The 13,058-nt window shown below is 43.1% G+C and carries 13 protein-coding genes; 7 read left to right on the top strand and 6 right to left on the bottom strand.

Features of this window, described 5'->3' with window-relative positions; translation table 11 throughout:
• Nucleotides 1-333: 333 nt before the first annotated feature.
• Nucleotides 334-924 (top strand): M23 family metallopeptidase, encoded by a 591-nt coding sequence (locus JMX75_RS08350; protein ID WP_133104877.1) that lies wholly within the window; start codon nucleotides 334-336, stop codon nucleotides 922-924.
• 13 nt (nucleotides 925-937) lie between these two features.
• Here JMX75_RS08350 and phoR read toward each other — a convergent pair whose 3' ends face one another.
• The 3 genes from phoR to dtd form a co-directional block, all read right to left on the bottom strand.
• Complete coding sequence (gene phoR, locus JMX75_RS08355) at nucleotides 938-2,014, bottom strand: phosphate regulon sensor histidine kinase PhoR (protein ID WP_201531974.1); 1,077 nt, start codon at nucleotides 2,012-2,014, stop codon at nucleotides 938-940.
• 105 nt (nucleotides 2,015-2,119) lie between these two features.
• Entirely contained in the window at nucleotides 2,120-2,824 is a 705-nt protein-coding gene (gene phoB, locus JMX75_RS08360) for a phosphate regulon transcriptional regulator PhoB (protein ID WP_011514526.1), read from the bottom strand.
• 147 nt (nucleotides 2,825-2,971) lie between these two features.
• On the bottom strand, nucleotides 2,972-3,427 hold the full coding sequence (dtd, locus tag JMX75_RS08365) for a D-aminoacyl-tRNA deacylase (protein WP_201531975.1): 456 nt from the start codon (nucleotides 3,425-3,427) through the stop codon (nucleotides 2,972-2,974).
• A 186-nt stretch (nucleotides 3,428-3,613) separates the two neighbouring features.
• On the opposite strand from dtd, the gene asd reads away from it, so the two are divergent.
• The 6 genes from asd to phoU all read left to right on the top strand — a co-directional run bounded on the left by asd (nucleotide 3,614) and on the right by phoU (nucleotide 10,022).
• Entirely contained in the window at nucleotides 3,614-4,447 is an 834-nt protein-coding gene (gene asd / locus JMX75_RS08370) for an archaetidylserine decarboxylase (protein WP_201531976.1), read from the top strand.
• 300 nt (nucleotides 4,448-4,747) lie between these two features.
• Nucleotides 4,748-5,902 (top strand): phosphate ABC transporter substrate-binding protein PstS, encoded by a 1,155-nt coding sequence (pstS, locus tag JMX75_RS08375; protein ID WP_149409984.1) that lies wholly within the window; start codon nucleotides 4,748-4,750, stop codon nucleotides 5,900-5,902.
• A gap of 189 nt (nucleotides 5,903-6,091) precedes the next feature.
• Nucleotides 6,092-7,042 carry a phosphate ABC transporter permease subunit PstC gene (gene pstC / locus JMX75_RS08380; protein ID WP_011514530.1) on the top strand — a complete coding sequence of 317 codons (951 nt, stop codon included), beginning with the start codon at nucleotides 6,092-6,094 and terminating at the stop codon, nucleotides 7,040-7,042.
• A gap of 83 nt (nucleotides 7,043-7,125) precedes the next feature.
• Nucleotides 7,126-8,040: a phosphate ABC transporter permease PstA gene (pstA, locus tag JMX75_RS08385; RefSeq protein WP_201531977.1), complete on the top strand. Its 915-nt coding sequence runs from the start codon at nucleotides 7,126-7,128 to the stop codon at nucleotides 8,038-8,040.
• 99 nt (nucleotides 8,041-8,139) lie between these two features.
• Complete coding sequence (gene pstB, locus JMX75_RS08390) at nucleotides 8,140-9,075, top strand: phosphate ABC transporter ATP-binding protein PstB (protein ID WP_201531978.1); 936 nt, start codon at nucleotides 8,140-8,142, stop codon at nucleotides 9,073-9,075.
• Between the two features lie 215 nt (nucleotides 9,076-9,290).
• Nucleotides 9,291-10,022, top strand: a complete 732-nt coding sequence (phoU, locus tag JMX75_RS08395; RefSeq protein WP_011514533.1) for a phosphate signaling complex protein PhoU — start codon at nucleotides 9,291-9,293, stop codon at nucleotides 10,020-10,022.
• A gap of 104 nt (nucleotides 10,023-10,126) precedes the next feature.
• Here the strand turns inward: phoU and JMX75_RS08400 are convergent, their stop codons facing one another.
• From JMX75_RS08400 to fadA, 3 genes are all read right to left on the bottom strand, one after another.
• Entirely contained in the window at nucleotides 10,127-10,756 is a 630-nt protein-coding gene (locus tag JMX75_RS08400) for an HD domain-containing protein (protein WP_201531979.1), read from the bottom strand.
• Between the two features lie 185 nt (nucleotides 10,757-10,941).
• Nucleotides 10,942-11,517, bottom strand: coding sequence for an isochorismatase family protein (locus JMX75_RS08405; protein ID WP_011514535.1), 576 nt, complete (start codon nucleotides 11,515-11,517; stop codon nucleotides 10,942-10,944).
• Between the two features lie 264 nt (nucleotides 11,518-11,781).
• On the bottom strand, nucleotides 11,782-12,954 hold the full coding sequence (gene fadA / locus JMX75_RS08410) for an acetyl-CoA C-acyltransferase FadA (RefSeq protein WP_201531980.1): 1,173 nt from the start codon (nucleotides 12,952-12,954) through the stop codon (nucleotides 11,782-11,784).
• Nucleotides 12,955-13,058: the final 104 nt, after the last annotated feature.

The raw sequence follows: 13,058 nt of genomic DNA on the forward strand, positions 1-13,058 counted from the left end.
AATTTAACCATAGCAAGTTGGACATAAATGACAGATAGTTTTGCTCGTTTAAAAGGAGCATTATGATTAATCTACTTTTGAAGGAGCACAACACTACTGGGGTTAATTATTCGCAGCTTCTGTCAGCTAGCTACAGCAAGCAAAATTAATCCCAGTAGTGATTGATAACATTTGTACTTCTTTTATTCAGGACCAACTACATAATAGATGCAATTAGATTCAGTAGCTTTTCATTTATGGGGATAAAAGTCAGATATAACAATGCTATACGAAGAGCCAAAGGTAATATCTATATAATATTAGTGAAAGCAATAACAAGACAAAGAGATGTCGATGCGACCAGATGGCAATCACGAACAACCAAATCCTACGTTTATCAGCCGTGCAATTAGCGTACTTATCAAGGCCGCAGTATTGCTGATGCTATTATTCGTATTTGACAGATTATTACCGAGTATCAGCCAACAAACTCAATCATTTTTCATAGCAAAATGGCAGCAGCTTAGCCTATTGCAACACCCGCTACCAACAGAGAATAGCCTGCCAAATCCGCTACCCAAGCAGCATCTGACTGATACATGGGGCGCTGCTCGTAGTCAAGGTCGCTCACATGAAGGGATTGATATTTTTGCAGCGCGCGGCACGCCGATTCAAGCGACGACCCAAGGTATCGTCAGCAAGGTAGGCGAAAATGCGTTAGGCGGTCGCGTCGTTATGATAGTGGGACCAGGCGGCGCAGGACACTATTATGCGCATTTGGAAGACTATGCTGACATTTCTCCCAATGACTGGGTAAATGCTGGTGATACCATTGGTTACGTGGGCGATAGCGGCAATGCTAAAGGCACACCGCCGCATGTTCATTATGGAATTTATATTAATGGTAATGCGGTAAATCCTTATCCACTTTTGCAAAAGGATTAAAGTATATTAAGCATTAATTCATTGCGGCAGATCGTACATGGTTATTTGGAAACACGGCACTAAATGTCGAGCCAATGCCTTCTACAGACTCAATTTGCAAGCTCGCTTCGTGCTGATATAAGACATGTTTTACAATCGCCAGTCCAAGCCCCGTACCACCTGTTGCTCGGCTGCGCCCGCTGTCAACGCGATAAAAACGCTCAGTTAAACGGGCAAGATGCTTTGGTGCGATACCGATACCATTATCTTCAACAGCAAATCTGCAGCCTTCAGCAGTCTTAGTCCAACTAATAGAGATATTGCCACCTTTTGGTGTGTATTTAATCGCGTTAATCACTAGATTGGACAGTGCGCTATTTAGGTACATCTCTGAGCCATATAGCCCGTCATAGGTATCAATATGCAAGTGAATCGTATGCTTATATTCTTGATTATACGCCTGTGCATCATCATAGACATGAGTGAGCAGCTTGGTCATATCGATTTCATTAAACGCATGGGTTTCTTCGATTTCGATACGAGACAGTAGTAATAAGTCATTGACCACCCTATTCATGCGTGCCGTTTGCTGAGTCATCAGCTCAAAACCGCGACGCCAATTCGCAGGCATATCTGGCTGATCAGAAAAATTCTCCAGATATCCCATCAAGACCGTCAATGGTGTACGTAGCTCATGCGAGACATTGGCCACAAAGTCGCGGCGCATCGCTTCTAAATGCTGCAAGCGGGTCACATCATAAATGATCAGTAGTTTTTCATCGCCAAATGGCGTCAGCTCACACTTTAAATAACGATTTGGGTCTTGCCAAGAGACGATATGCACACTCTCGTCGGCATCGGCATCGGCATCGATATTAATCATTGTTGCTTCCTGATAATACTTAATAAATTCAGGCACTTTAATGAATTCAAAAATACGCCTGCCTTTATCTGAGGATTGCAACAATAATAAATCCTGCGCCGCTTGGTTCCACCATTCAAGTCCATCATCGTCATTGAGCAAAATCACAGCATCACGTAATGCTCGTAAAGCACTTCTGATTTTTTTAAGTTGATTTGTGGCACCTTGCTCATTATCTTGGATAGGCATTTTTATTTATCCATTATTTTTTATAATTTTTCTACTATTGGCCGCTCCCGATAAAAGGCGACACTATTAAAAGGTGACACTATACAATATTCATATTACTAGCGATTACCCTTTTTCGATACGGCTAGAAAATCGATAACCTGTACCGCGTACCGTTTGTATCAATGTATCACAATCATGTGGACGTAGTAATGTGCGCAAACGCTTTACGTGAACATCAATGGTTCTATCTTCGATGTAGACGTTACCGCCCCATACTTGATCGAGCAGCTGAGCACGGGTATAAGCGCGCTCAGGATGGCTCATAAAAAACGCCAATAAGCGATATTCTGTCGGACCCATATCGATAATGTCATCACCCACCATAAAGCGTTGGCTTTTGGCATCTAAAGTTAGCCTGCCTATATTAATAGGTTTGTCGCCGCTTAGCGCGTTACTACGTCGCAATACCGCTTTGATTCTTGAGATAAGCTCACGGGTCGAGAACGGCTTGGTCATATAATCATCAGCGCCTGCATCAAGACCATGCACTTTACTGTCTTCTTCACTTTTGGCGGTCAACATAATAACCGGTATCTCGGCGAGCAGGGTATCGCTTTTTAGCATACGGCAAAAATCGATACCACTTTTATCACCGGGTAACATCCAGTCCAATAAAATCAGCGCTGGACGATGATCGACCACTTGTTGGTGCGCCTCTGACACATCCGCTGCCTGCAAACTATCAAAGCCTGCCATCTCTAGGGTCATGACGACCATTTCCCGAATGGCGTCTTCATCTTCAACAATCAAAATTTGCTCTTTAGACATAATGTATTCTTAATGTTAGAGGACAAAATAGCGTTTATAAAAGCAGTAACAAACGCAAATAAGCGTTTCTTTATTAAAGGGCTTAATTATGACAGCTTAATGACATTTACTCTTAAATTTATAATACTTAGTAGCCATGCTAATGACTTAATGCACTTCTAATAAAAAGTTTAATGGTCCATCATTGACACTCAACACTTGCATATCAGCGCCAAACTGACCCGTTGCAACCGTTAAATACTGCGTCTTTGCGTAATCAACCAATTGTGCAAATAAAGCTTGTGCCATATCAGGAGCCATTGCGCTACCAAAGTCAGGGCGGCGACCTTTATCCGTCTTTGCCATCAGAGTAAATTGTGAGACCAATAATAGCCCACCACCGACTTGCTGGATATTTTTATCGAGTTTACCGTATTTGGCTGGATCGTCATCATTTTCAAAGAGTCGATAAGTCAAGATTTTATCAATCATCCGCTGGGCGCTTTGTAGGTTATCATCGTGGCCCAAGCCGATATATGCCAGCACACCTTGCTCAATAGCACCAACCTCCTGCCCATCAACGCTGACGCTGGCATATTTGACTCGCTGAATAAGAGCTCTCATTGCTTACTTCCTTTAACGATTATGGTCATACAGTCTGCTGCGGACCATGGTAAAATACAATTATCAGTGCAGGTACTTATGATTATGTTTATAAATAAATCTAGCTATAAAACTGCCTATCTATGATTTTTTAATACAACTTTTTATTTTAATAACTATTTCTAATCCCTACTTTGGTCATCTATTATGAATGTATTTACTACCTTACAGCAATTTGTCCCGCAGCAAAAAATCAGTAAAGTCGCAGGGCGCTTAGCTGCCAGTCGCCACCCTTGGGTTAAGCGTACGTTTATCCGCAGTTTTGCCAAAGCGTATGATGTTAGCTTAGATGAATATGAGCGTCAAAGCCTAAACGCTTATGAGAGCTTTAATGATTTCTTTACTCGTGAGCTCCAAGACAATGCCCGTATTATCGATGCCAGTATCAATGGTATTGTTAGTCCTGCGGATGGCATGATTTCGCAGCTTGGGCAGATTCATGACCATAAGCTACTGCAAGCCAAAGGTCGTGACTATGATATCGGTCAGCTCTTAGCTGATAGCGCAGATGGCGATTATTTTGCGGATGGTAGTTTTGCTACGGTCTATCTTGCTCCAAGCAACTATCACCGTGTGCATATGCCATTTGACGGTATATTAACCAAGACCCGCTATGTACCTGGTACACTATTTTCGGTCAATAATACCACGGCTGCTAATGTACCGGATTTGTTTGCTCGTAACGAGCGCCTCGTCTGTCTGTTTGATACCGCCTATGGTAAAGCGGCGGTAGTGATGGTCGGTGCAATGATTGTCGCTGGGATTGAGACGGTCGCGACGGGTAAAATTAGCCGTACCGATGATATTCAAGAAGTAGGCCATGATATGAGCTTTAAAAAAGGTGACGAGCTTGGTCGTTTTTATTTAGGTTCAACCGCAATTGTAGTACTGCCAAAAGCAGCAAAAACGGATTGGCAAGATACCATGCAGCATGGCTCAATCGTTCAAATGGGGCAACTGTTGGGTAGCGCTAAAACCTAATACCATTTATCTAAGTAAAAAACTTGTGTAATAAGTAATATTGAAAAAAATGAGCATAGACAGTAATCAGAATACTGCCTATGCTTTTTTTGTGCCCACTCCTTTCTTATGTTTTTTTAACACTGTCTTTTTTCAGTCGTTTTTTGTGATAGTAAGGCTTTATGTCATCAAACTGTCATATTTATTTGGCACAATCTCCTTATTAACCGCAGAGCATCATTTCAGCAAACCCCAGAAAACCATTGTCATTGTTATTTATAAATGCTTGATACTCAAAATTGATTAATTTTAGGAGAAATAATGCGTTATTCATTCATGGCAGTAGCAATCGCTAGCACTTTGACATTAGCCGCTTGTAACCAAACGACTAGCAACAACGAGAGCGATAAAACCGACGAAGCAGCCACAACAGCACCATCAAACACTGCTGTGAGTAGCGACGCTAGTGCTAGCTCAGCTGAAAGTGCATCGATGAGTATTACCGGTGCTGGTGCTTCTTTTCCACAGCCTATCTATGCTAAGTGGTCAGATGCCTACAATAAAGCCACAGGTGGTCAAGTGAACTATCAGTCTATTGGCTCATCGGGTGGTATCAAGCAAATCGTTGCTAAGACCGTAGATTTTGGGGCATCTGATGCGCCGATGACACCAGAAGAGTTGAACGAAGCCGGTCTGATACAGTTCCCAAGCGTCATCGGTGGCGTGGTCCCTATTGTTAATATCGATGGTATTGAGCCCGGTCAGTTAAAGCTCGATGGCAAAATGCTTGCTGATATTTATCTGGGTAAAATTAGTAAATGGAACGACCCTGCAATCGCGGCTATGAATCCTGAGCTTAAATTACCAGACGCTGCCATTACCACAGTGTTTCGCTCAGATGGTTCTGGTACAACCTTTAACTTCACTGATTATCTAGCCAAAGTGTCAAGCGATTGGAATGACAGTGTAGGCGTCGATAAGACCGTTAAATGGCCAACGTCGGCTACCGGTGCGGGTGGTAAAGGTAATGAAGGTGTGTCGAGCTATGTCACGCGTATGAAAAACTCTATCGGCTATGTTGAATACGCTTACGCTAAGCAAAACGGTATGGCACACGTTGCCCTGAAAAATGCTGCGGGCAATGTCGTACAACCTTCTGCCAAAACCTTTGCAGCAGCAGGTGACATCGATTGGTCACAGCAAGAAGGCTTTTATAAAGTCATTACCAACTCTGAAACAGCGCAAGCTTGGCCAATCGCCGCAGCCACTTTTATCTTAGTACATAAGCAGCCACAAGATGCCAAACAAGTCGCTGGTGTATTGAAGTTCTTTGACTGGGCTTATGCGCAAGGTGATGACGACGCTATGGCGCTTGATTACGTACCGTTCTCTGATACTGCGGTTGCCTTATTTAAAGCAAAATGGAGTGAGGTCAAAGGCAGCGACGGCCAACCTGTCTATAAGCCTGCACAGTAACCTGTTTATCCTAGTGATTGCATAATCACTGTCGAGCCAACCTCTCAAACCACTATTCTCCGGTAGGGGTTTGAGAGGTTTTATCACAGAAAATTTAAAGATTTTTTTAAGTTTGTTGTGATAAAACCTCTTTTACTATTTTGACTCTTTTACTATTTTGACTTGATTCTATTCAACGCTGAGACACTTATGAATGATTTAAGGTCCCAACTGGCTAAACAAAAACGTTACGATGCTATCTTTGTCAATGCGACTAAAGCATTTGCAATCTTGGTGCTATTGTCACTTGGTGGCATCCTGCTCTCATTAATCGTGGGCGCTTGGCCCAGTATCACTGAATTTGGACTGGGATTTTATACCAGCAATAACTGGGATACAGTGAACGATCAATACGGGGCGCTTGCACCTATTTACGGTACGATTGTCACCTCCCTTATTGCAATCGCTATTGCTGTGCCAGTGAGCTTTGGTATTGCTATCTTTTTGACCGAACTGTGCCCTAACTTCTTAAAAAAGCCATTGGGCATCGCCATTGAGCTGTTGGCAGGTATTCCTTCTATTATTTATGGCATGTGGGGTTTGTTTGTCTTTGCGCCGTATTTTAGCGAACACATTCAGCCATGGTTGATTGAAAACATCGGTCCTCTGCCTATTATCGGGCAAGTATTCACTGGTGCACCGATGGGGCTTGGCATGTTTACCGCCTCCTTGGTACTGGCAATTATGATTATTCCTTTTATTGCCGCCACCATGCGGGATGTTTTTTCTGTAGTGCCTGATTTATTAAAAGAATCTGCGTATGGCATGGGTGCGACGACGTGGGAAGTGATGTTCAAAATTATCTTACCTTATACTAAAGCTGGCGTGGTCGGTGGCGTGATTTTAGGGCTTGGACGCGCATTGGGCGAGACGATGGCTGTGACTTTCTTAATCGGTAATGCCTTTAATATCAGCCCAAGTCTGTTTACTTCCGGGGTAACGATTACCTCTGCGCTCGCTAATGAATTTGCCGAAGCATCAAGTGAATTGCATTTGGCATCCCTACTACATTTGGGTTTAATCCTATTTGTTATTACTTTTATTGTCTTGTCCATCTCTAAGCTAATGCTTATGCGTATCGACCAAAAAGCCGGTCACTAAGTAGCGCCAATATCCCGTTATAAAGCAAGCATGTTAATCAACCACTTAACCCAATCCTTCGACCAACAAAGGACAAACGCCTAATGACTTTAGCGACTGTCACGACTAATAACGACCAAACCAGCCAGCCGACTTCACGCTTTGAAGACCGCTACAACAAGCGTTTATATCATAAGCGTCGCCTGATCAATAGATTGGGGCTTGGTTTTGCCATCTCAGCCATCGCTTTTGGTTTGTTCTGGCTGACATGGATTTTGCTGACGCTTTTTGTTGAGGGTTTTCAAGGGTTAATCGAGATGCCGGTATTTATGGCAGATACACCACCGCCTATGGGCGACGGCGGTTTGCGTAACGCTATTATTGGTTCATTGATGATCGCCTTGTTAGGTCTCGCGATTGGTACGCCGATTGGAATGATGGCGGGCATCTATTTAGCGGAGTTCTCACAAGGCAGCTTGTTGGGTAAAGTTACTCGCTTTTTAAACGATATCTTGCTGTCAGCGCCCTCTATCGTGATTGGTCTTTTTGTTTATGCATTGATGGTGAAAGGTCAAAGCTTCTCCGGCTGGGCTGGTGCAGTTGCGCTTGCTTTGATTGTGATTCCAATTGTCGTGCGCACCACTGAGAATATGCTCAATCTGGTACCAAATACTTTACGTGAAGCGGCGTATGCACTCGGTACGCCAAAGTGGAAGCTGATCAGCACGGTCACGCTTAAAGCGGCTAAAGCAGGTCTGACTACAGGGGTGCTATTGGCATTTGCCCGTATCACTGGCGAGACCGCGCCGTTACTATTTACTGCGTTAAATAATCAGTATTTTAGTACCGATATGAGCCAACCGATGGCAAACTTACCGAACACTATTTATCAGTTTGCCATGAGCCCTTATGACAACTGGCATGCATTGGCATGGGCGGCAGCATTACTGATTACCATGACAGTACTGATAGTCAATATTCTCGCGCGCTTTATTGGCGGTAAAGATCATACAAGATAGCTGATTTAAGAATTGACTAAGCAGCCAATTTATAGCGCACGTTTAGCACTTATGTTCAGCACCTATATTGACAACATTCTAAAATAATTGGATATGATGATGACAGACTTACTAGAAAGAAAAGCGGTTAAACAAGAGAATAAGCAAAACGTCAGCCAACGTGGTTTATTTGGTCAATCATTTTCCAATATAGATCAAGGAAGTCAGAAGCATCAAGGGCAGCAGCCTGACAGTGCCTTTTTGACTCAGCAAACAGTAGCCGATATCCCTCAGCATATGCCGCCTGCCAAGATGAGTATTCGAGATCTCAATTTCTATTATGGTGACTTTCAAGCGCTAAAAAATATTAATATTGATATTCCAGACAAAAAAGTGACTGCCTTTATCGGGCCTTCAGGTTGCGGTAAATCCACACTATTACGTACGTTTAATCGTATGTATGATCTATATCCCGGTATGCGTGCAGAAGGTAATATCAACCTCGATGGCAAAAATATCTTGGGCAAAGACATCGATGTGAACTTGCTACGCGCACAAGTCGGCATGGTCTTTCAAAAACCGACGCCATTTCCAATGTCCATCTATGACAACGTGGCATTTGGCGTACGCCTCTACGAGAAGCTAAGCAAAGCTGAGATGGATAATCGTGTCGAATGGGCACTCAAAAAGGCGGCTTTATGGGTTGAGGTAAAGGACAAACTTCGTGCATCAGGATTGTCGTTATCCGGTGGTCAACAACAACGTCTTTGTATCGCTCGCGGTGTGGCGACAAAACCTGAAGTACTGCTCCTAGATGAGCCAACCTCAGCGCTCGACCCTATCTCGACAGGCGCAATTGAAGAGCTCATTACCGATTTAAAAAACGACTATACGATTGCTATCGTTACCCACAATATGCAGCAAGCGGCACGCGTCTCTGACTATACCGCCTATATGTATTTGGGCGATATGGTAGAGATGGGTGAGACGGATCAGATATTTACCAACCCCGCTCAAAAGGCGACTGAAGACTATATTACTGGTCGCTATGGTTAAAACAGTTTGTATAAATATAGTCAGTCCTAAATACAATAAGTACAAATATTATAACGCGCTACTAGGATAAATTTTTCTTGCTTGCTGTGCCTACGCAGACAGAGGCGGCGCAAAACTTATCCCAGTAGCACTGTGTTTGATTTGTAGTGGATTGACTATAGATGTATTTTTTATGCTTATATCCTATTTAAATCTACAAGAATAAGGAAGCCGCCATGCTAATAACGCAAAAACATTTATCAAAGGGTTTTGATAATGACTTACATGATGTGATTGAGCTGTTTATGCAAATGGGTTACATGGCAGCAGAGCAAGTCATGGTTGCAACCCGCGCTTTGATAGCTGCAGATGAAGCGACCGCGAAAAAAGTGATTGCAGACGACCAGCTGATTAATCAGCTAGATATTAAAATCGATGAGCAAATCATTTTGTTAGTCACCAAGCGCCAACCCGCAGCAAATGACTTGCGTTTAGTGATGGCGGTTAGCAAAGGTATTGTTGACTTTGAACGTGTGGGTGATGAAGCCGAAAAAATCGCTCGTATGGCCTGCAAATTAATTAAAGACGGCGCTTCTCCAAGAGGATATTCAGAGGTTCAGCATTTATCCAATAAGGTGCACGTGATGCTACTTGATGCGATTGACGCCTTCTCGCATATGAATCCTCAGCAGGCATTTTCGGTATTGCAAAGTGATGTGGCGGTTAATGAAGAGTATCAATCTGCCACTCGAGCCTTGCTGACCTATATTATGGAAGACAGCCGCCACGTGTCCAGAGTGATGAATATACTTTGGGTATTGCGCGCCCTAGAACGTGTGGGCGATCATGCTAAAAACATTGCTGAGCTGGTTATTTTTTGCACCAGCGGCAAAGATGTGCGGCATACAAATTTTATGCAAGTAGAAAAAATCGTCCAGCAAACCACGGATGCTGGTAGTAATAAATGACATTTTAAATAGCATTTTCTTTATCGCACACGATGGTCCGTTTAAAACATAGTCCATTCAAAATAAAAAATACACGCTTTTAGTAATGCGATACTGCTATAAATTTAACCATCAATCAACCAGCCCTGCGCGGTGGCAAATTCAATCTGCCGTGCCTGCCACTCATAAATACTCGGAAAGCTGTCTTTAATAAAGGCATGCGCGCCAGCTACTTGCGAGCGCGTAACGCTAGACTCAAGCCACGTTTTTCCGTTGGTATTTAAATTAAGCAAAAACGGCAACAAGCGATCAACCACTTTCAGCAGCTGGGTTTCTTTGCTGCTGCCAGTTTCCTGTTCTTCCCAAATCTCATTTAAATCTTTAATGCCATTACCATGCTCAGCTTGTAAGCGCGCAATGCCAGCTCGCTCTTCAACGTGCGCATCAGTGCGTGTATCGGCATATAAAAAAGTATCACCGGCATCAATCTCGCCTAAGTCATGTACTAGCGCCAGCTTTAGTAACTTTTCATGATTGACATCAAGTTCAAACAATTCAGCGATTGACCAACATGCCATAGCGAGATGCCAAGAATGTTCGGCTGAGTTTTCTAGACGAGTCGTACCTGTCACGTAACTGCGGCGATTTACCCGTTTAAGCGCATCCAGCTCTAACAGATAATGAGTGACATGATCTATATCAATGTTTGAGGCAAGCGTTGGGTTAGTAAATGACATGGAATTAGCTGATGACATAAATATTCTCTTAATTTTTCTACTAATGTATAGCGCTTCATTTTACCTTTACGCATAAGCAATTATTATACATTTTATAAACGCTATAAAAGAAGACGTTAACCTATCGTTAATTAGCGTTACCATAAAAATAAAATAACGCTTATGTTAGTAAGCGCTATTTTATTTTAAATCGAGTGAAAAGACTATTTAATCAAGTTACTAATGGTTTTAAAAGCAGGGTCTTTGCTACTGCGGCAAAGCTCAAACAGAATGGTTTCAACCGTGGTAATCACCCCGCCAGCACGGCGAATACGGCGAATTGCTTGCTTTTTATCATACGGAAAACGCGAACCGACGGCATCACCAATGATGACGGGCTGCATGCCATTATCTAGCAAATCAAGCGCGGTTTGTAGCACGCAGACATGTGCTTCTACGCCGAATAATAAAATGATGCTTCGATTCTGCTGTGCAAGATGATTCCATGAATCGTCATTGTCGCAGGCACTAAAGGTGACTTTTTCAAAACCTTTGGCATTATCGCCTTCTAATAACTCACAAATTTCAGGCAATGTTTCGCCTAAGCCCTTTTTATATTGCTCATTAAGCATAATGGGAACGTCAAGCGCTTGCAGACCTTTAATCAAAGTCGTTATTTTTTTGAGAATATTTTCATGATCATAGATATGCGGAGTCAGACGTTCTTGGACGTCGATTATCATCGCTTGGGTATTTTCACGGTCAATACGGTAGGTACGATCAGTAATCATGGTGGACATAGTACACTCCTTGTACGGCTGAAGCTGACGGCTCTAAACTGATTTAGAATGAATATCAGACTTAAAATTATAATGATTAATTACTCTCTTATTTAGTCACAGTTTAGCGAATGCGTCAATGGAGATAAGCGATAGTAACAACTTATGACCTTTTTATTCTAAGTAAACCACTATGATCTATAAATACAAAAACCCCCAGTTATGATAACTAGGGGTTCATATTAAAGCGCTTAACTATTTTAAAATTATTGCAATACTATAGGCTTAAACACGCTCAATAATAGTCGCGATACCTTGACCAAGACCGATACACATCGTTGCTAGACCGATTTCAGTATCTGATTGCTCCATCGCATTTAGCAAAGTTACCGTGATACGAGCACCAGAACAGCCTAGTGGATGTCCTAGCGCAATTGCGCCACCATTGATGTTGACGATGTCTTGCTTATCAGTCAGGTTCAATGCTTTTAATACTGATAGACCTTGCGCTGCGAACGCTTCATTTAGCTCGATGGTTTGCATATCATCGATGCTCATGCCAGCACGCTTAAGTGCTTTTTGCGTTGCAGGTACTGGACCGTAGCCCATGATAGCGGCATCACAACCAGCAATTGCCATGCTACGAATGCGAGCACGTGGCTTTAGACCTAGTTCTTTGGCTTTTTGCGCGCTCATAATTAGCATCGCTGACGCACCATCAGATAATGCAGATGAGGTAGCAGCAGTCACCGTACCGCCTACTGGATCAAAGGCTGGACGTAGCTTTTGCATTTGCTCCATCGTGGCATCAGGGCGAATCACTTCATCAACAGTACATAGTTGCAAGCGACCCGCTTCGTCATGACCTTCGATACCGATGATTTCATTGTCAAAACGACCTTCGGTGGTCGCAGCCCATGCACGGCGATGCGACTCAAGACCAAAGGCATCTTGCTCTTCACGGGTGATGTTGTTCATACGACCTAGCATTTCAGCGGTCAAGCCCATCATGTTTGAGGCTTTTGCATAGTGCTTTGATGCTTCAGGATTCAGATCAACGCCATGCATCATGCCGACGTGACCCATGTGCTCAACACCACCGATGATGAATACATCACCTTGACCGGTCATGATTTGAGCAGCGGCAGTGTGTAGCGCCTGCATAGAAGAACCACATAGACGGTTAACGGTTTGACCGCCCGCAGTCTTTGGGATACCAGCCAGCAGACCGATGTTACGACCGATGTTTAAACCTTGCTCTAGAGTCTGATTGACACAACCCCAGATGATGTCTTCGACGTCACGTGGATCGAAATCGTTACGCTCAACCAATGCACGTACCAATTCAGCAGACATGCTATCAGCACGGACATGACGGAACATACCGTTTTTAGTTTTACCCATTGCTGAGCGTACACCATCTACGATGACCACGTCTTTTGGACTTAAAATTGTCATACTATCTTCCTTTTCAATTTTTATTGTCAGTGGCAGTACCGTAATGCTCGCCTATCTAATTTAGAAGGTTATTGATAATAAATAAATTACCAATCATCTTATCG

It is taken from the genome of Psychrobacter sp. LFX-11D, from assembly GCF_904846475.1.
GTDB classification, from domain to species: domain Bacteria; phylum Pseudomonadota; class Gammaproteobacteria; order Pseudomonadales; family Moraxellaceae; genus Psychrobacter; species Psychrobacter cryohalolentis.

Bases quoted from the DNA above. Each gene is read 5' to 3' on its own strand.
- JMX75_RS08350 (WP_133104877.1), top strand. From the start codon at position 334: ATGCGACCAGATGGCAATCACGAACAACCAAATCCTACGTTTATCAGC.
- phoR (WP_201531974.1), bottom strand. From the start codon at position 2,014: ATGCCTATCCAAGATAATGAGCAAGGTGCCACAAATCAACTTAAAAAA.
- phoB (WP_011514526.1), bottom strand. From the start codon at position 2,824: ATGTCTAAAGAGCAAATTTTGATTGTTGAAGATGAAGACGCCATTCGG.
- dtd (WP_201531975.1), bottom strand. From the start codon at position 3,427: ATGAGAGCTCTTATTCAGCGAGTCAAATATGCCAGCGTCAGCGTTGAT.
- asd (WP_201531976.1), top strand. From the start codon at position 3,614: ATGAATGTATTTACTACCTTACAGCAATTTGTCCCGCAGCAAAAAATC.
- pstS (WP_149409984.1), top strand. From the start codon at position 4,748: ATGCGTTATTCATTCATGGCAGTAGCAATCGCTAGCACTTTGACATTA.
- pstC (WP_011514530.1), top strand. From the start codon at position 6,092: ATGAATGATTTAAGGTCCCAACTGGCTAAACAAAAACGTTACGATGCT.
- pstA (WP_201531977.1), top strand. From the start codon at position 7,126: ATGACTTTAGCGACTGTCACGACTAATAACGACCAAACCAGCCAGCCG.
- pstB (WP_201531978.1), top strand. From the start codon at position 8,140: ATGACAGACTTACTAGAAAGAAAAGCGGTTAAACAAGAGAATAAGCAA.
- phoU (WP_011514533.1), top strand. From the start codon at position 9,291: ATGCTAATAACGCAAAAACATTTATCAAAGGGTTTTGATAATGACTTA.
- JMX75_RS08400 (WP_201531979.1), bottom strand. From the start codon at position 10,756: ATGTCATCAGCTAATTCCATGTCATTTACTAACCCAACGCTTGCCTCA.
- JMX75_RS08405 (WP_011514535.1), bottom strand. From the start codon at position 11,517: ATGTCCACCATGATTACTGATCGTACCTACCGTATTGACCGTGAAAAT.
- fadA (WP_201531980.1), bottom strand. From the start codon at position 12,954: ATGACAATTTTAAGTCCAAAAGACGTGGTCATCGTAGATGGTGTACGC.